This is a genomic window from Candidatus Trichorickettsia mobilis, from assembly GCF_034366785.1.
Taxonomy (GTDB): Bacteria; Pseudomonadota; Alphaproteobacteria; order Rickettsiales; family Rickettsiaceae; genus Trichorickettsia; species Trichorickettsia mobilis_A.
In genome coordinates this window covers 926,645-946,034 of record NZ_CP112932.1, presented here as the reverse complement: position 1 = coordinate 946,034, position 19,390 = coordinate 926,645, and the positions used below count along the sequence as shown (strand labels likewise).

Sequence of the window (19,390 nt, the reverse complement as noted above, 5' to 3'; positions counted from 1 at the left end):
TATAAAATATCTTATTTTCTTTTGGCTATTATCACTCTAACCAACAGAACCATACTTGCTCCTATTAATGCACAAAGTGGAATAATACTCAATGCATAAGAGTATGACTCTACACTATAAATACGAAGATCATCCTGCATCTTACCGGTCCAAAATAAATCCATAATAAAACCGATTGAAGTATGAAAAAATACTCCACCTAACATATTAATACAATTCAAGAACGCTACAGTAACACCCAGAAGCTTCGCTTCAACCAATTCACAACCGATAGCAAAAATTAATACCTGATAACAACACATTATTCCTATAATGACAAACAGGCATCTTAATAATAAAAGACTAATCTCACTATTACTTAACCATAATAATTGAGCAAATATGATGGCCATAATCATACCACATAAACTAATTACTAAATAATTACCTAATTTTTTAGCACATAACGCCAGCACTGGGCCACCAACAAGCATTCCTAAAAAGATAAACGATATTAATTCTGCTGCATCACCTTTGGCGATATGATATGTAGTCATTAAATATGGTACTCCCCAAACATCGGCAAAACCCTCTAATGACCCCACCATTAATAAATTGGCAATAGCTAGAATCCACATGACTGGAGAATTAATGAGTTTTCTAAAATCACGAATTTGTAATACCGCTGTGATCTCCGTTAAATTAGTATCTGTAGTTGGTGCTCGTAAGAATAAATATGTTAATATACCAATGATTACCGCTACTGAAGACAAGATAATACTTACTTTATACCAACCTAAAGACATAACCATTATACTCACTGGCTTACCACCATATATTGCTCCCATTAAACCTATAGTAAAAGTAAAGCCAATCATTCGTGCATATTGTTCTTGGCTAAACCATTGTGATACTACTTTTGAAGTTCCTAAAAATCCAACAGCAGAACCAGCTCCAATACAACAACGACTAATAAGAGCAATATACCAGTTTTCTGTATAACTCAGTGTAGCGGCAGCAATGCCGCAGACTAATGCGCTTAAAAACACTACATATCTTGGTGAATAACGATCCAAAGCCATCGCTACTGGAATTTGCATAGCAGCATAGCCGTAATAATAGCAAGAAGCGAGCAAACCAAACTCTGTAGCATCAATCATAAATTGCTGCATAATCTGTTGCATCATTAAACCTGGCCATAGGCGCAATATAAATTGATAGGTAAAAAAACTTAGTGGAAACAACCACATTACAAAAGGCAAAATACCTTGTTGTTTATTGTAAAACATAAAATTATCCTTAAATTTCTTAGGTATTGTGTACAAAATTTTGATGGGTATAAATAAATAGAAAAAAAGATGATGGCGGCTAGCCGCCAATAATAATAGAAGAATTAAGAAATGTGAAATACAAAAAGCTTTGCATTAAGATTAAATATTAATTGTTTAAAATTACACTAACTACCACCAGTTACCAATTAAAAATTTTGTTAAAACCACAGAAGTAAGTCCAGCCTTCTTGCTTGAAGGAGCTTCTGATAATTTTAATTGGCAACTTGCATTAACTATTAACTACGAGCCAACTTTACATACTTTACATCATTATATATAAAAAATAGGTATATTACAATATCTTTTTTACTATTATGTACGCAATGCCTAATCAGCAAGTGTAACTTTAAACCAAAGAACCAGCACCTGGTAGTTTTTTCCTCAAAACAGCAGTGAAAATACTTTATTTCTGGAAATTCTTTTACCATTCAGAAATTGAGATTGTGAGAGAGGCTCTAATATCTTTTTGTTGTTTCTCCTGGTACTACCACTTCAAAGCCATAGATTCTGGTGTTACCTTCAAGTAGTGGGTCATTATTATCTATTTCTTCTATAATATGTTCATTAGATAAGTAAAATTTTGTTTGTAATACCCCCAAATTACGATGTTGTACCCTAAAATTTAAATGCGCTTTTTCAGATTTTAAAGCAGGAGGGTATATGGTAATAAAAACAAATTCTCCTTGATTATTACTAGTAGCCGTACCTGATCCAGTGAAACTAGAGCCGTTATCTAAATTTAATAAATTTTGATCAATCCTATTACGTAACGGTTGATAAGGATATTTACCATCGCAACCAACTTGCCATAAATATATTTTTGCATCAGATATTGGTACACAATTTTCATCTAATACTCTACCTTTAATAATAATCTTTGTACCACAAAAAATTGGTTGTCCTCCTGTGCTTCTCAGCAAATTATTTGTGGCACCGAATTTTTCTGGTTCATAATCATTGATTGCAGCTTCAGTTACAGTACAACTATTCAGCTTATTAGGATATACTCTATCATTTATGGCTAAACTATCTGTAATATATATGATGATACAAAAAAAACTTATTATTATGCGCATGCTATGTATCTCTATTTAATAAATCTAGTATAGCTTTGTTATACCAGATTCGTAAATATAATTGTTACCAACAAGCTATTTGTATTACGATAAAAATCTATCTTCTGACCCACTAACAACTGTCCAAATACTTCAGAAATTTCTAGCTCTCACTACGTTTGCTCGCTCTTTTACGCTCATTGGGGTTTAAGATTGCCTTACGCAAACGAATGGACTTTGGCGTGACCTCAACCAGTTCGTCATCTTCAATATAGCTAATTGCTTGTTCAAGGGTCATTAGTACTGGTGGGGTAAGACGTATAGCTTCATCTTTGCCAGCGGCACGGACATTAGATAATTGTTTGGCTTTAATCGGATTAACTTCAAGATCATTATCACGACTATGCTCACCAATAATCATTCCTTGATAAACTTGCACGGAAGGAGAAATGAACATTTTGCCACGATCTTCCAGATTCCATAATGCATAAGCAGAAGCTACCCCGTCTTCATTAGAAATTAATACTCCGTTACGACGTCCTTCTATAGCACCACGATAAGGAGCGTAATTATAGAAACTGCGGTTCATGATCCCAGTGCCACGAGTCTCAGTAAGAAATTGACCATGATAGCCAATCAAACCACGCGATGGACCTAAGAATATTATGCGTGTCTTACCACTACCGGAAGGTCGCATATCAGTCATTTCGGCTTTGCGCAAACTAAGTGATTTAACGACAACCCCAACAAATTCATCATCAACATCAATTTGAATTTCTTCAATTGGTTCCAAACGCTTATCCTGCTCATCGGTTTTAAATAATACTCGTGGACGACTGATTGATAATTCAAATCCTTCACGACGCATAGTTTCAATCAGAATACCTAATTGCAATTCACCACGTCCGGCAACGGAGAATGAATCCTTGTTTGGGCTTTCGGTAACTCGAATAGCAACATTACCCTCTATTTCACGTGCAAGCCTTTCACCTAAAACTCGTGAGGTCAGTTTTGAACCTTCAAGCCCAGCAAGAGGTGAGTCATTTATCGAAAACATCATTTCTAATGTTGGTGGATCTATGGGCAGTGATGGTAGTGCCTCACTAATTTCTGGAGCACAAACAGTATCACCAACAGTAGCATTACCAATCCCAGCAATGGCAACAATATCTCCACAGCTAGCTGTCTCTATAGCTACTCTCTCTAAACCGGCGAAAGTTAATATTTTGCTAATTCGACCATTCTCTAATAAATTATTTTCACGGTTTAATACTTTAACAGCCTGGTTTACTTTCACTGAACCACTATGTATACGTCCAGTGAGAATACGCCCCAAATAAGCATTATATTCACGAGTGGTAATAAGCATGGAAAAAGGAGCGTCAACATTGCCGCGAGGAGGAGGAACATGCGCCAGAATTAATTCAAAAAGAGGAATAATATCTTTACCATTATCCTCTAAATTACGCATAGCAAAACCTGCACGACCTGAAGCATAAATAATTGGAAAATCAAGCTGGGTATCAGTAGCATCAAGCGCCATAAATAATTCAAATACTTCATCTACTACTTCATTAATTCGGCGATCGGCACGATCAATTTTATTAATCAGCACGATAGGACGCAAGCCAAGTTTTAGAGCTTTGGACAACACAAATTTTGTTTGTGGCATTGGCCCCTCAGAAGCATCAACTAACAAGACTACACCATCAACCATGCTTAAAATACGTTCAACCTCACCACCGAAATCAGCATGCCCTGGGGTGTCAACAATATTTATATGATGATCGTTCCATATAATTGAAGTGCATTTTGCTAAAATAGTAATGCCGCGTTCACGCTCCAAAGCATTAGAATCCATAGCACAATCTGCTACTTCTTGATTAGCTCTAAAAGTGCCACTTTGCTTTAGCATACTATTAATCAGAGTAGTTTTACCGTGATCAACGTGGGCAATGATGGCAATATTACGAATATCATACATGATAAGAAAACTCTTTAAATTTTTATTAATTATATTTTTATTAAGCTATGCGTTGAAAAAATCCAACTACTTCTAGATGTGGACTCCAGTAGAATTGATCGACTGGCGTTACTTCATTTAACTGGTAATTATTACCTGAGCATAGAATTTGCGCATCTCTGGCAAAAGTTTCTGGATTGCATGAAATATAGCATATTTTAGTAATAGTACTAGTTTTAAGTTGATGACATTGATCTTCAGCACCAGCTCGAGGCGGATTAATAACCACAGCATTATATGAATTTAATTCCTGTACAGTTAACGGTAAGGCGAATAAATCACGTTTTACTAAATTTATCTGGCGATCAGTATTTAATATTGCTTCACTCAAGGCAGATATGGCAGCGTGATCTGATTCAAAACCGTCGACCTTAAAATGACGAGCTAATGGTATAGTATAAGTGCCGCGACCACAAAATAAATCGGCTACAACCATATTTTGTTTTTTACAATTAGTCGGCATAAAAAAGTCCAACACTAGATCAGCCAAAATTTTATCAGATGAGAAGTTAGACTGCAAGAAACCATAAGCATCTATTTTTACTGCTATGGAATCAAAAATAATATAAGGTTGAGTAATTTCCTGGATAATATCAAGCAGTTTACGGTAACGAAATATAAATCTGGTGATAGCATGGTCTTTGGCAAAATTTGATAAGATCAACCGTTGTTGACTGTTGAGTGATGATTGTTCCTGAATAGTAAGAGTGATATCAGTACCGTTGCTAGCCTCAGTCAAGAAGATTTGAGCTTTTTGTCTATTTTCTAGAATTTGTGCTAAAACTGCTTTAAGAGGTGTGAGTAAGTTTGATAATTTAGGTAACAGTGCAGGACAACTATCAATATTAATGATCTGGTGCGACCTGAAACGATGAAAGCCTAAAAAAATCTGGTCGTTTTTCTTTATTGCTTCCAGGTTAGCACGACGCCTCATGCCAGCTTGTATAGTAATGATTGGGTTGATATTGGTTTGAATATTAGCAGTTTTTAATGCTTGGTTGATAACTTCATATTTGAATTGATAATAATTTTCATCATTGAGATGCTGTAGTAAGCAACCACCACACACACCAAAATACTTGCAAACTGGTTGCACTCTATACGCAGAAGGCTCTATAATTGCCTTGAGAATACAGTTTGATTCACGACGATATTGGTGTCTTTCAAACTCAACTATCTCACCGGGGATCGTATATGGTAATAGAGCAGTTCCTAAATCAGTTTGGGCTACTCCTAAACCTTGGTTATTTAGCGAAAGAATTTTACATTTTCCATGCTCGGTAATAGCCATAACAATATAATCTCTTATTTAACAAAATTTTAGTTAAAAAACCATGCGTCAGATTTATTTAATAATCTTCTTATGCATCTATGTTTTATATAGTTTTAATATACTAGGAGCTAACAAAAGTAAATTACCTTCATTTATTATTGCTAAAACTGGAAATTTACCATTGGATAAAATACTAGCCGCTCATCAACGAGAGCTTGATGAGAATGCTAAAATTACTACAAGTTTTAATCAGATGGCTTTATGGGAAACTGAAGGCAAGTCATTTTTACTCAAGCTATTATGGTCCTTAGGCTATTATTCAGCAACAATCGATATTAAACATCCAGAGAAATCAGACAGACCTACTATTATTTTTCAAATTACTCCAGCAAAGCAATATACTATTAGAAGAATTAGCATAGAGTTGCTTGAACCAACAGCTAAGCAAGCAGCTAAACTTCATTTACCACCACTAACATGGCTAACACTGACTGCTGACATGCCAGTAGTTGCCGCTCAAGTTTTAGCAGAGCAAAAGAGGCTTTATGATTTTATAGAAAATAATAATTGTTTACTCAATCTAGAGGTAAATCACCAGGTAACTATAGATCATATTTTGCATGTGGTAGACCTTGCTTTTACCATTAAAGCCTCATCTACAGCGGCGTATATTAGTAAATTAAGTTTTGATGGATTACAAAAAGTAAATGCAGAATATATGCATAAAATAATTTCCGTAAAAGAGCATAGTTGTTTTAGACGATCAATAGTCAATGATTATAGAGTTGCTATCCAAAAGAGCGGATTGTTTACGATGGTGGAACCAGTTGTTACTCCTGTAGTCGGTTCAGATGCTGCCGTTAATATTACTTTTAAAGTAAAAGAACGGGCGCATCGTACAGTTAAAGCAGGAACCAGTTATAGCACGGATTTGGGAGTCGGTATCAATGCCGGATGGGAGCACCGTAATTTCTTCGGTCAAGGAGAAAAAGTAAACAGCATGCTTAGCCTAACTAAAGTCGAAAAAAAACTTGATACTCAATTTGAAAAACCGTTTTTTTTAATTGATAATCAAACATTAAAAATCAATACACTCCTAGAGCAACAGAATAACAAAGCCTATACTAGCCAGGGAGTTTCTTTGGCTGTATTACTCGAGAGAAAAATATCTTCACACTGGACAGCAGGAACAGGAGGTAAATATGGTTTTAGTCGAATTAAAGAAGAGGCAAAAAAAGATTTTGCACTATTTTCTATTCCTACCCATTTAGCATATGACACCCGAGATAATATACTCGATCCTAAAAGCGGTATAGTAGTAAAGGGTGAAGCTTCTCCCTTTATTGATACTATTAGTTTTAATAATAAATTTTTAAAAACTGCTATTATTGGTTCCGGTTACTTACCAATAAAAACTGTGCTTGAACCAGTACTTGCTTTGCGAGCGGTAGTCGGCAGTACTTTTGGTATTGCAACTCCTAAAATGCCCGCCACGGAAAGATTTTATACCGGTGGGGCAAGTTCAATTCGTGGATACGGCTATAAGCTGGCCGGGCCTTTAAATCAAAAAAATGATCCCATAGGTGGACGTTCAATGATAGAAACATCGGCAGAGCTAAGGTTGCGCCTGAATAAAGATTTTGGTCTTGTGGCTTTTATTGATAGCGGTAATGTTTTTGACCTGGCCTACCCCAAATTTGGCGGCAAACTATATGTAGGCACAGGTCTCGGATTAAGATACTACACCGGATTCGGACCGCTTAGGTTAGATGTCGCTATGCCACTTAATAAACGTCGTAAAATTGATAGCGCTTTTCATTTATACTTTAGTATTGGACAAGCATTTTAAATGACAAAAAATAAAGAAATTAGTTTTTATTTTACTAAACTATTAATGCGGAGCATAGCCTATAGTGGTGGTATATTATTATTAATTATTCTAGGACTAGGATTTTGGCTTAATACTAATCACGCTAAAGAACAAATTAGCTCATTGATTATAAATTCTGTCAATGAAAATCTTGGCTATAATATTGAGCTAGAGAGTTTAGAATTTAAGTTTCCTTTAAAACTTCATCTGAAGTCCATGAAATTATCAGATCATAATGGATTATGGTTTATAGCAAAAAATATGCAGCTCGGCATTTCTCCAACAACAATACTTAGTCGCAAGCTAGTTATCGATGAACTTACGCTCAAATATATAGAGTTGATTCGTATTCCTGAGAAAGTGGATATTGGCGCTAGCAGTACTGATGAAGCTGTCGATATATCTATTAGTAATATTAATATTCTTAATGCTGTAATCAGCGAACATATAACTGGTTTGAGCTCAGAATTAGCATTGGCGATAACAGGAAATTTATTATGGCAGGGAGCGGAAAAAAATTTAACCTTTAACCTTGATTCATTATTTGAACACTACATCAAACTACATACATCAGGCAATTATTCAATAAAAAATCAGCAGCTTATATTTGATAATTTATCATTGAATTTTAATAATACTATGATCAACGGCAGTAGTAGCATTAACTTTACAACTGAAATGTTGAATGGACAATATACAGTATATACTAATATCTTTCATAAACTTGTTGAAGAGATAGAAGAAAATAGCACGCTAGAAGGAAAATTAACTCTTGCCGGCACTATAAAAGCTCCTGAGCTTACAGCTTCTTTGCAGACAAAGAATGTAAAGTATAAAGATACTTTTATTCCAGATATTTTATGGACAACTATAATTAAATATAATAGACCTCTTACGAAACTCGCTCCTGTGGAACAAGTGCTAGAAGCACACGGAGCGCAGAACCGCAGCGTACATAAAGTACGTGAGGATTCGAGCCTAGGCGCGACGACGCAATTGTCCACAGGAGTAGAGTTTCATAAGAGGTCTAATGAGCAGAAATTATCTGGCGAGCTTACCGCAACAACTACATTGAAGGATATATCGGTAAAAACTGATTTTGTTTTAGGAACAGATAATTTGATTTATTTTAATAATATTGTAGCTGATGCTGATTATGTTACTGCTAAAGGTCAAGCTGTCTGGAATAAGTCTAATAATCTGATTAACGGCAATATAAAGATAGTAAGTGATGATTTATCGACATTATCAACATTTTTACCGATTCCATTAAAAGGAAAGGCTGTAATGGAAATTAATATGGCGGCTCCTTCACAAGTTCAAGCTTGTACTATTACTGCTAATATTGAACAATTATTGACTCCGTCAATACAAGCCTCAAAAACTTTGATTGATATTAAAGCGAGTGATCTTTGGAAATTAAAGCTAGAAAAGGCAAAAATAGAGTTTCGTGAGGCTGATGTTCAAGGGAGAATTTTTGATCATTTGTTACTAGAAGTAACTGAGCTTAATAATCGATGGAATCTTAGTATTTTAGGTAAGACAAAAGAAAAACATCATGCTTTCAATCTCAAAGCTTTAATATCTTTATTATTAAAATCAGCACAAGAATTTTCTAGTTCTATTTCCAACATTACCGGCAATTACGGTGAACACAAAATCACTAGTGATCAACTGATGAATTTTGCCTATGATCATGGTAAATTATTCTGGGAGATCAAAAAATTAAAACTGGATAATGGTTTTATTGCCGGTGATGGTCAGTTAACTGAGAATAAAATCGATGCAACATTAATATTTGAAGAAATCCCAATTTTGGGATTGCCGCTAACAATATATTCTCCACTAAAGCATGCTAAAGCTCATGGTAAACTTAAATTTACCGATAGTCTTTTAGCGCCTCAATTTACAGGTAATGTAAAAGTTACTAACATTGATCTTGCAAATACTGTAGTTTCAGATTCAATAATGATACTAGATGCCAAGCTTATTGAGCAATTGCTGCATATAAATCTAAAAATAACATCAAAAAATATTGCAGCACTAACTGGAGAATTGACAGTGCCAGTTAAAGCCTCATTATCTCCTTTTTTATTTGAAATGGTAAGAGATGAAAAGATAAAGGGTACCTTAGCGCTTGATACTTTAATTGAACCCTTTACCAGAGCATATTTGCCGGTCATTCATCAACTTACTGGCTCATTGTCTGGACATCTACACTTAAATGGTAGCCTCAATTATCCTAAACTTGATGGAATCCTTACTTTTGCTAATGGTAGTTATATTTATGATAGATTAGGGTTAAAGTTACAAAATATCCATGGTATTTTTAAAGCTAATAATGGTGTTATCAATATAGATGAATTTAAAGCGCAAGATAATCAAGGAAATAAGCTGTTGAGTACTGCCAAGATAATGTTGAATAAGAGCGATAAACCTTTTGAAGTGATTTTAGTCACTAATGGCTTTAATTTATTAAATCATCCAAACGTTCGTGGGGCGGTAAAAGCTGATTTAGCAATAAAAGGTAATAATGCTGCAGCAAAAGCAAGTGGCGCGATAGAAGTCGGACCTTTAGAAATCACTATTCCTGATCAATTTAAAAACGATATTCCTACACTAAATATAGTAGAAACAATTCCACATCCAATAAAAAAAGAATTAACTAACTCAAGTTTTTTATCTACTTACCCATTATCGATGCAAATATCAATATCCACTAAATCTCAGGTTTTTGTTAGAGGTTGGGGGCTTAATGCAGAACTTGGAGGGCAATTAAAAGTTAAGGGTACCATAGATCAGCCAAACATTGAAGGTAAGCTCCAAGTTATTAGAGGAAGGTATCAGGAATTTGGTAAACAATGGAATCTAAAAGAAGGATCTCTCATTTTTGAAGGAGATATTCCACCATCACCATATTTAAATATTAAAGGCATAACTACCACAGAAAATATCGAAATCAGTCCTGTATTGTCTGGACCATTACTTACACCTACTCTTGCCATTGAATCTTCCCCAATATTGCCACAAGAGGAAATATTATCAATAGTTTTGTTTGGTAAAGAATCGAAGAATATTAGTGCGTTTCAAGCGATACAATTAGCTAATAATTTAAAGCGCCTATCAGGGCATGGAAGTGCAGTGAGTTTTGATCCTATATCTTCTGCCAGAAAATTGCTTGGTGTGGATGACATAAAAGTAAAAACTAATAAAAACGAGCTGGGACATCAGGAAACAGCTGTTGGGGTTGGCAAATATTTAACTGACAAAGTATATTTTGAAATTGAACGAGGAATGCAAGCTGGTACTGGAAAGGGAAGGATTGAAGTAGAAATAACAAATCATTTGTTTATTGAAAGTTCAAGCGGTGGCAATGATTCAAACTCAATAGGAGTCAATTGGCGCAAAGATTATTAAACCACTTTAAAACTCAAGCATGAGAGAGGATTGAACTTCGACCCGCAGAGCACTTTAGGTTTATTTCAGATTGAGTGCCAGACCTGTATAAATCATCCGCAGAAGTAGAGTTTACAGCGATGAACTGTGTCATATTTGTCAAGCTTTGCGACGAAGTCAAAGCACTCCAGTCTTTATCAGTACTTTGGACTGATTCCTAGATTGCACCAAGAGCTTGAGCACTCCTCCGCTCAAACGACATAAAAACCGTATAGTGACGTTCAATTTTAAAAATGCTCATAGCACGCGCATGGTAGTCACCTAAACAGATGTTCATCCCGAACCATGCCCTGAACTTGTTTCACGAGTTGTTTCGGGATGACTACTGAGTTCGAGAATAACTACAATACAACTAAAATCCGAACATTGCTGTTGGTTGCGTGGCCACAAAGCCAATTACATTACTCAATTTATCGAAATTAGGTAATAGTGATAGCTCTATAGTAGAAAGCGTATTTTGCTTGTTTATGGAGTAAGTAATACTTGCAAGCTTTCCGCTTAATACATCTGCTATAGGCACTAAACATTTCTCATACTCTTCACTTGGTATAATATTTTGTATAGTAATATTAGTGAGTACCAGCTCTTTATTAGTGCTGGGTAGTAAATTCTTACATATATTGCTCAAGTATAGAATCTCTTTACGTTCATTAGCATAAAAAAATACTTGCATAGCATCTTGCAATAACCGTAAGCAAAAACTACTATTTAAAAAACGATTTTCTTCATTTACAGATTGATTATAGTTTAAGATAAAATTTTTGGTGGTATCCAACAATACATCCAACGAAAAATTTAAACCGTAATTCTTGTATATTTCCAAATATTTGACCAATTTATATATGCCTATATCTGGTCCTAATATTTCCCATGATCTTATTGTTACGGCTGGAATATTGTAAGTTTTCTCAATATATTCTCTGCTTAATCCAGCTTGTTTGCGTATATATTGAAGTCTTGATCCGAGTTGCTTTAAATCCATATAAATAACTATGTTTAATATATTTAAATAATTGAAATTCTAAATAATAGTATTATATAACATATTGTCTATTATTATACAACACTTATAATTTATTCCTATAGAATTTGTTAAATATTATTTTATATTTATATATAACAAGACAATAGTACCATAATATAAAATATTACTATTGATTTCCATGCTAAAATATAGTACTTCCTGCTTGTAAATAGAATATCAAAATATTATTATGCTAAACAATATGATATGTAACTATATGGTATATTATGACACAGCCCAACACAACTACTTTCGACAAAGAAGTATTACAAAATATATTTGAGGACTTGATTAAAGATTCATTAATAAAGTTGGCAAAAGATTTAGCTGACAGGATATTATTAGTAGAGCTACAATATTTATATATCAATAAGATTTATGATAATTATGAAGATTCGTCAAAATTCACAGATAAGTTTATAATGGATGTAGATTTAATAATTTCTAAATACTATCACACAATATCAGACGATATTGATAGAGCCATAGACACTTTAATAGTTGATATGCACGCTCAGGACTTACCAACATAAGACAGAAAGTTAGATTAATTCAGAAATTTAATAGAACTCAATACTGTTTCTAAAATCATGCCAGCAGCTATACAATCATCCTGTTGGTTTCTCTTATTTCTTTTTAAACCCAAGTATTTTAGCAAGTTATTCGCCGCTCTGGAGGTTAATCGTTCATCTTGCATATATATTGGTAGATCAGTTTTAGTAGATAAACAATTTGTAAAATTTTGTACTAACAGCGCCTGATTACTAACAGCGCCATCCATCATAATTGGCAACCCTATAACTAGAGCACAAGCTGAATACTCATCGATAAAACTTAATATTATTTTTATTTTTTCTGAGTCATTGATACAATTTAACGTTTTTAGAGGCATGGAGATCGTGTAATTTGGATCAGATATTGCGAGTCCAAGTTTCTTCTGTCCGTAATCTACAGCAAGTATTGGCTTGCTGCTCTGAAGTAACTGGTGGAATTCTTGTAAATTAGATATTATCACAGAACCTAAGGAGTTATAGCAAGATTATATTTTAAGTTTACTAATTTAACATGACAATTAATACTACAATGTTTACTTTTTGTTTTATGAGCTGTCCTTGAACCTTCCTTAGGATTTAATGCAATTTTTTTTAAGAAATCTTGAGTTTCTTTATGCATATATTGTACTCGCACCTTAGCAGTTCCTTGTCTTTTAAAAGACAAAACATGAGCTGCAGTCTCAGAAACATCCAGTATACGATTTTTGCTGAATGGCCCTCTGTCATTTACCATTAAGATTACTGATTTGTTATTTTCCAAATTTGTTACTTTGATTAAACTTGGTAGTGGTAATGTTGTATGCGCTGCTGTTAATGTATATTTATTATAGCGGTCACCGTTTGCGGTATTTTTTCCATGAAACCCATGCTTACTGCCATACCAAGAAGCAACACCGATTTGATCATATTTAATATTTTTTTCTGGTATATAACTACTGCCTTTGATGCTATATTCTTTACCTATTTTATAATGTCCTTGATAATTAATATTTTTAGGATCTTCTTTTGATAATTTTTTATGCAACCTATCTTGTTGACTCATGCAACCAGTCAGTAAAAAAAGTAGAATTATGTATAGCCGATGCATTTCAAAGCTGCACTCGACTATTGAATTAATTTTAGAATATAAGTACTTAAGTATTGTCATCGGAAAGTCTATCTGCAACAGAGGGGGCATTACTTGAAGGTTCTATTATCTTAACATGAGATATAACTTTTTTGACGCCATGTACTTTTGATGCAATATCTGCCATTTGCTCTAATTCTTCTTCTGACCGCGCACTACCAAATAAATACACAATGTCATTAACAGTTATTACCGTATAATTCACAAACTTAATTTCACGCTTCAAGAAAGCCTTCGATTTAATTTGAGTAGTAATCATACTATCTCTTGTATATTGCACTAAGTCAAAGTGACCGCTGTTTTTATCAACTATCAACTCATTTACTACTTCCTTAACATCCTTCTGATTCCAGGCGATTTGTACGGCAGTTAGCATATCTTCTTCTTTATCAACGGTACCTGTATATAAAACACGAGCATTCAATACGCTAACGGAGATTTTAGTATATAATTCTCTAAAATTGTTTTTTACAAAGTCAGCTTTAATTCTTGCAGCAATTTTGGTATCATCAATTGCAGTGCCGACAGACCGGTCTCCAGCAACAGCCATAGTTGAGCTAACAGCACCAGTAAAAATAGCTGGCATACACCCACTTAACATTAAGGCTATAATAAAAATGGGCAAAAAATAAATTTTATACATCTATACTTTATAAATAAACTATGTTACGAAAGCAATAAATTTTATATAGTGTTAATCGCAAATATGGCAATAATGAGTAGGTGGCAAGATATCTTCAAACATTAAATGATTTGCCACAGCCACATCTTCCTTTTTCATTAGGATTAACAAAAACAAATCCAGATTTGAATTGATCATTATGATAATCCATCTCAGTACCAATTAGATACATTAATGCTTTGGGATCAATTAAAATAGTGACGCCATGCTGTTCTATTACTTCATCAAATGGTTTTTTCTCATCGGCATATTCAAAGTAATAGCTATAACCGGAACAACCGCCTGACTTAACGCCAATTCTGATACCAACTACCGGTTTCTGGCTCTTTTTAAGTAACAGTTTGATTTGTTCTACTGCTGGCTCAGTTAGCACAAGTACTTGCTTAGGTCTTATTGCTGTCATATTACAGATTTTGCTGCTTGTTTATCTTTATAGTCTTTTATAGCTGCCTTTACCGCATCCTCAGCCAGCAAAGAGCAATGAAGCTTTACTGGTGGTAGTGATAAGTACTCTGCAATTTCAGTATTTCTAATTGCTTCTGCCTCATCTACCGATTTACCTTTGATCCATTCAGTTACTAAAGAGCTAGAAGCAATTGCAGAACCACAACCAAAAGTTTTAAATTTGGCTTCTTCAATCATACCTTCTGCGTTAACTCTAATTTGTAATTTCATTACATCGCCACAAGCAGGCGCGCCAACCAAACCAGTACCCACAGTAGTATCTGTTTTATCTAAAGATCCTACGTTACGTGGATTTTCATAATGATCGATTACTTTTTTATCATATGCCATATTTTTACCTCACAAGTTTTAAAAAAGTCTGCCGGGAGCGTTAATGTACACCGCATGCCATACCATCCCGAACGCCGCTTGTCATCCCGAACTTGTTTCGGGATCTTATGAACCTGATGAGATCCCGAAACAAGTTCGGGATGACATGCGGGGCTCGAGATGGCATTAAAAGTATTATACTTTTAATGTGTTGCCCACTTAATCTGCTTTAAGTCCACCCCCTCTTGAACCATTTCCCAGAGTGGACTCATTTCTCTCAAGAATTTGATTTTAGAAATTATAAGCTCTACCGCATAGTCAATCTCATCTTCACGAGTAAATCTTCCAACTCCAAATCTAAGAGAAGTATGTGCCAGCTCTTCATCTACTCCAAGCGCCCGTAATACATATGAAGGTTCAAGAGAAGAGGAAGTACAGGCTGAACCAGAGGACACCGCTAAATCTTTGACTGCCAGAATCATCGATTCACCCTCAATATAAGCAAAACTCAAATTAATATTACCAGGATATCGTTGGTTTCGATCACCATTCAAATAAACATCAGGAATTTGACTGGTAATCAGACCCACAAATTTATTAAATAAATTTTTGACATGTAAATAGTCTTGATCCATTTCAACTAAAGCAATTTCGGCAGCTTTACCAAAACCTACGATTAGCGGTGAGGCCAGAGTACCTGATCTCATGCCCCGCTCCTGTCCACCACCGTTGATTATAGGACTTAGGCGGACACGAGGTTTTTTACGTACATATAAGGCTCCAACACCTTTCGGTCCATAAATTTTATGGCCAGAAATGCTAGCAAGATCAATATTACATTCATTAACATCAATTGGAATTTTTCCATAAGCTTGAGCTATATCTGAATGAAAAAAAACTCCATTGGCACGACAGATTTTACCAATTTGTGCCAAGGGTTGAATTACTCCAATTTCATTATGTACAGCCATTATCGAAACTAGCATCGTATTTGCGGTAATAGTTTGCTGCAACAATTCTAAATCAACTAAACCATTCTGTTTTACTGGTAGATAAGTTACCTGAAATCCATCCTGTTCAGCATGTCTGCATGCATCAAGGACGCATTTATGTTCAGTGGCTAAAGTAATTATATGATTTTTTTTACTACCGTAAAATTTAGATATTCCTTTTATCGCCAGATTATTGGATTCTGTCGCTCCAGAGGTGAAAATAATCTCCCTTGGTGTAGCATTAATTAATTTAGCTACATGAGCGCGCGCTAGTTCAACTGCTTCCTCTGCTTCCCAGCCAAAAGTATGGCTACGAGAATGAGGGTTGCCAAATTTAGTGGTGAAATATGGTAACATTGCTTCCAATACTCTAGGATCCATAGGAGTAGTAGCCTGATAATCCAGGTAAATTGGAAATGTACAACCATTTACCAGTAGTCTTTGTTTTAGTTGTTCAAGTTCACTCATATTATCTTTAATTATTAGTTATATTGAATTTTTGTTCTTCACTAAACTGAGTCAATTAATTAGTCATCCCGAACTTGTTTTAGGATCTTATGAAGTCCTGATGAGATCCCGAAACAAGTTCGGGATGACATTAGGTAACATAACGCTAACGCAAGTTGTCAATTAAAACTGCTAGAAGCTCCCTAAACTCAGACGGTTGGAATTGGCCTCTGTGGTGTTTAATAAAATATTATAATTGGCAACTCCCCTCTACTACATGTATTTCTTTGAATGCATTAATAAAACCATCAATATCCTCTACCGAATTATCTGGTGATGTCGAAATTCTGATTGCTGATGCTGCAATTTCGGCATTAACACCCATCGCTTTTAACACATGTGATTTATTGACTTTACCGGAAGAGCAGGCAGAACCAGAACTAACTGCTATCTCACGTAAATCCAAAGCTATCACTTGCAATGAAGATAACATACCTGGTAAGCTAATAAGGGAAGTATTAGGAATGCGCGGAACAATTGATGATAATATAGTAATTTGTGGAAATATATTACCTAAATTACTTTCTAATCTTTGCTGCAATAGTCGCATATGCTGAATCCGTTGTGAGAGTTCTGCTTGAGCAATTTTTGCTGCCAACCCTAATCCTGCTATGGCAGCAACGTTCTCAGTACCAGCGCGCAAACCCATTTCCTGTTTACCACCAATAATATGAGGCACCAGATGATGTTTAGTTTTAGCAATTAATGCTGCAGCACCTATTGATCCACCAAATTTATGCCCTGAGATCACAGCAAAATCTAAATCAAGATCAGCAATATCTACCACCATCTTGCCAACAGCTTGTACGCAGTCACTATGTACCAAAGCACCATATTGTTTAGCAATTTTTGCTATATTTTTTAGTGGTTGAATTGCTCCAGTTTCATTATTTGCTAGCATTACCGAAACCAGCTTCTTGCTTTTTTTACTTTGACTTAATAAATGTGTCAGAGAATCAAGGTTAACCATACCATGATCATCAACAGCGATAGTTTTTATATCAGGATAACAATCTTGTTGGCTTAAGATTGATAAATGTTCTACTGTTGAAACGAAAACATCACCATCAATAAAATTAGATAATATCAAATTATTGGCTTCCGTCCCGGTAGCTGTAAAGATTATGTTATATTCACGAGAGTATGGAGCAATCCCTATTAACTCTTTAATTTGTATTCGTGCTTGTTCCATAATATTTTTGGCATTACGACCACTAGCATGTATAGACGAAGGATTTAATGGTTGTTTCATTATACTATACATAAAACCTGCAACATCTTTATGAGTGGCTGTAGTTGCGTTATTATCAAGATAAATCATGGTTACAATATATCTGCAACTGAAATTGCAGTAAAATAACTTCTAATATGCTCACTCAAGCCATGCCATAAATCATGTGTTTTGCATTTGGCGTGGTCTGGCATACATCCAGGATATGAGTTAATTTTACACCTAGTCATTTCAATATTTTCTTCTACTGCATCAATGATAGCAGCGATAGTTAGCTGATTTAGTTCTACACTAATTATATAACCGCCACCCGGTCCTTTAATTGCATTAACTAAACCGGCTTTCCTAAGTTTAGCAAAAATTTGTTCTAAATAATTTAGAGCAATATTTTGCCGTGCAGCAATTTCAGCCAAACTAGTAGGTTTTTGCATATCTTGCGTTGCTATATCTAAAATTGCCATAACCGCATATCTACCTTTAGTGCTAAGCATCATAATGAACCTTGCCATTCTGCTACATATAATTTAATTACATGTTATATTACCCTAGTAATTCAGTCAAGTATTATATAAATCTTGGTGGCTACATTTAAAGACACGAAACTCTTAGTTAATCTTTGGGAAATATGAAAAAACAAGATATAATTAAAGCTATCTACTCAAAGAAGTTAAGTTAATATGAAGAAGGTAAACATTATTTTCTTATTTATGATTTGGGTATTTAATAGTCTTGCTATAGAAATACCACCTTTATCAGGAAGAGTTAATGATTATGCAAATTTATTATCGGCAGCTACGGTAAACACTCTTGAACAAAAATTAACTCAACTAGAACAAAGAGATTCAACCCAACTAGTGATATTAACTATACCTTCTTTAAAAGGCGTACCAATTGAGAATTTTGCAATAGCTGTATTTAATGGTTGGGGTATTGGTCGAACAAAGATAGATAACGGAGTTTTACTAATAATTGCGCTTGAAGATCGCGCTATCAGAATAGAGGTAGGTAGAGGATTAGAAGGAAGATTGACTGATGTAACAAGTGCTAGAATTATTCGAGATGATATCAAACCATTACTAGCGCAAGGTGATTTTAACTCTGGTATTGCACAAGGTATTGATAGTATTATTAAAGTTATACAAGGTGAGTATACTCAAACTAATCCTACAAAACAAACTAATGATAGCGCTTTGCTAATAGTTGCTGTTATGCTTTTTTTTGCGTCATCTATACTATTTTCTTTTAGAACATCTCAAAAAAGCAGGTTAATTTATGCTACCATTGGTTCGGTAATAAGCTTGCCCATGCTGTATTATTGGGGGAAGCTAAATACTTTGACGGATCTCTTATTATATAGCGGAATAAGCTTTGCTGTATGTTATATTTTGACATATAGTGGACGTTTATCTCTTGGTGGAGGTAGAGGGAATTCTGGTGATTATGGTGGCGGCAGCTCTTTTTCTGGAGGCGGAGGGAGTTCTGGCGGTGGTGGGAGCTTCTGATGAATTTTAGG

17 protein-coding genes are annotated in these 19,390 nt (G+C 34.8%); 4 read left to right on the top strand and 13 right to left on the bottom strand.

Features of this window, described 5'->3' with window-relative positions; genetic code table 11:
- Window positions 1-11: 11 nt before the first annotated feature.
- From Trichorick_RS04325 to Trichorick_RS04310, 4 genes are all read right to left on the bottom strand, one after another.
- The gene (locus tag Trichorick_RS04325; RefSeq protein ID WP_323737805.1) at window positions 12-1,268 is read right to left on the bottom strand and encodes an MFS transporter; all 1,257 of its coding nucleotides are present in this window, start codon (window positions 1,266-1,268) and stop codon (window positions 12-14) included.
- A gap of 497 nt (window positions 1,269-1,765) precedes the next feature.
- Complete coding sequence (locus tag Trichorick_RS04320; protein ID WP_323737804.1) at window positions 1,766-2,386, bottom strand: dioxygenase family protein; 621 nt, start codon at window positions 2,384-2,386, stop codon at window positions 1,766-1,768.
- A gap of 142 nt (window positions 2,387-2,528) precedes the next feature.
- On the bottom strand, window positions 2,529-4,349 hold the full coding sequence (gene typA / locus Trichorick_RS04315; RefSeq protein ID WP_323737803.1) for a translational GTPase TypA: 1,821 nt from the start codon (window positions 4,347-4,349) through the stop codon (window positions 2,529-2,531).
- Between the two features lie 40 nt (window positions 4,350-4,389).
- Window positions 4,390-5,679: a class I SAM-dependent RNA methyltransferase gene (locus Trichorick_RS04310; RefSeq protein WP_323737802.1), complete on the bottom strand. Its 1,290-nt coding sequence runs from the start codon at window positions 5,677-5,679 to the stop codon at window positions 4,390-4,392.
- A gap of 43 nt (window positions 5,680-5,722) precedes the next feature.
- On the opposite strand from Trichorick_RS04310, the gene Trichorick_RS04305 reads away from it, so the two are divergent.
- Complete coding sequence (locus Trichorick_RS04305) at window positions 5,723-7,510, top strand: autotransporter assembly complex protein TamA (RefSeq protein WP_323737801.1); 1,788 nt, start codon at window positions 5,723-5,725, stop codon at window positions 7,508-7,510.
- Complete coding sequence (locus tag Trichorick_RS04300) at window positions 7,511-10,948, top strand: translocation/assembly module TamB domain-containing protein (protein WP_323737800.1); 3,438 nt, start codon at window positions 7,511-7,513, stop codon at window positions 10,946-10,948. It abuts the gene before it with no gap.
- A 391-nt stretch (window positions 10,949-11,339) separates the two neighbouring features.
- Here Trichorick_RS04300 and Trichorick_RS04295 read toward each other — a convergent pair whose 3' ends face one another.
- Complete coding sequence (locus Trichorick_RS04295; RefSeq protein WP_323737799.1) at window positions 11,340-11,969, bottom strand: hypothetical protein; 630 nt, start codon at window positions 11,967-11,969, stop codon at window positions 11,340-11,342.
- A gap of 269 nt (window positions 11,970-12,238) precedes the next feature.
- Here Trichorick_RS04295 and Trichorick_RS04290 point away from each other — a divergent pair, with 269 nt between their 5' ends.
- Window positions 12,239-12,544 (top strand): hypothetical protein, encoded by a 306-nt coding sequence (locus tag Trichorick_RS04290; RefSeq protein ID WP_323737798.1) that lies wholly within the window; start codon window positions 12,239-12,241, stop codon window positions 12,542-12,544.
- A gap of 14 nt (window positions 12,545-12,558) precedes the next feature.
- Here Trichorick_RS04290 and ruvX read toward each other — a convergent pair whose 3' ends face one another.
- From ruvX to Trichorick_RS04250, 8 genes are all read right to left on the bottom strand, one after another.
- Complete coding sequence (ruvX, locus tag Trichorick_RS04285) at window positions 12,559-13,026, bottom strand: Holliday junction resolvase RuvX (RefSeq protein ID WP_323737797.1); 468 nt, start codon at window positions 13,024-13,026, stop codon at window positions 12,559-12,561.
- A 5-nt stretch (window positions 13,027-13,031) separates the two neighbouring features.
- A complete protein-coding gene (locus Trichorick_RS04280) occupies window positions 13,032-13,652 on the bottom strand; it encodes a septal ring lytic transglycosylase RlpA family protein (RefSeq protein WP_410250234.1) in 621 nt (206 codons plus the stop codon).
- Between the two features lie 46 nt (window positions 13,653-13,698).
- Window positions 13,699-14,334 (bottom strand): BON domain-containing protein, encoded by a 636-nt coding sequence (locus Trichorick_RS04275; RefSeq protein ID WP_323737796.1) that lies wholly within the window; start codon window positions 14,332-14,334, stop codon window positions 13,699-13,701.
- A gap of 94 nt (window positions 14,335-14,428) precedes the next feature.
- Complete coding sequence (locus tag Trichorick_RS04270) at window positions 14,429-14,776, bottom strand: HesB/IscA family protein (protein WP_323737795.1); 348 nt, start codon at window positions 14,774-14,776, stop codon at window positions 14,429-14,431.
- Complete coding sequence (gene iscU, locus Trichorick_RS04265; RefSeq protein ID WP_323737794.1) at window positions 14,773-15,168, bottom strand: Fe-S cluster assembly scaffold IscU; 396 nt, start codon at window positions 15,166-15,168, stop codon at window positions 14,773-14,775. The genes Trichorick_RS04270 and iscU overlap by 4 nt, the downstream gene beginning before the upstream one ends.
- Window positions 15,169-15,350: 182 nt before the next feature.
- Window positions 15,351-16,607 (bottom strand): IscS subfamily cysteine desulfurase, encoded by a 1,257-nt coding sequence (locus Trichorick_RS04260; RefSeq protein WP_323737793.1) that lies wholly within the window; start codon window positions 16,605-16,607, stop codon window positions 15,351-15,353.
- A 229-nt stretch (window positions 16,608-16,836) separates the two neighbouring features.
- Window positions 16,837-17,967, bottom strand: a complete 1,131-nt coding sequence (locus Trichorick_RS04255; protein WP_323737792.1) for a cysteine desulfurase family protein — start codon at window positions 17,965-17,967, stop codon at window positions 16,837-16,839.
- Between the two features lie 2 nt (window positions 17,968-17,969).
- A complete protein-coding gene (locus tag Trichorick_RS04250; RefSeq protein WP_323738874.1) occupies window positions 17,970-18,371 on the bottom strand; it encodes an Rrf2 family transcriptional regulator in 402 nt (133 codons plus the stop codon).
- A 183-nt stretch (window positions 18,372-18,554) separates the two neighbouring features.
- Between Trichorick_RS04250 and Trichorick_RS04245 the strand changes: the two genes are divergently transcribed.
- Window positions 18,555-19,379 carry a TPM domain-containing protein gene (locus tag Trichorick_RS04245; protein ID WP_323737791.1) on the top strand — a complete coding sequence of 275 codons (825 nt, stop codon included), beginning with the start codon at window positions 18,555-18,557 and terminating at the stop codon, window positions 19,377-19,379.
- The last annotated feature ends 11 nt before the right edge of the window (window positions 19,380-19,390 follow it).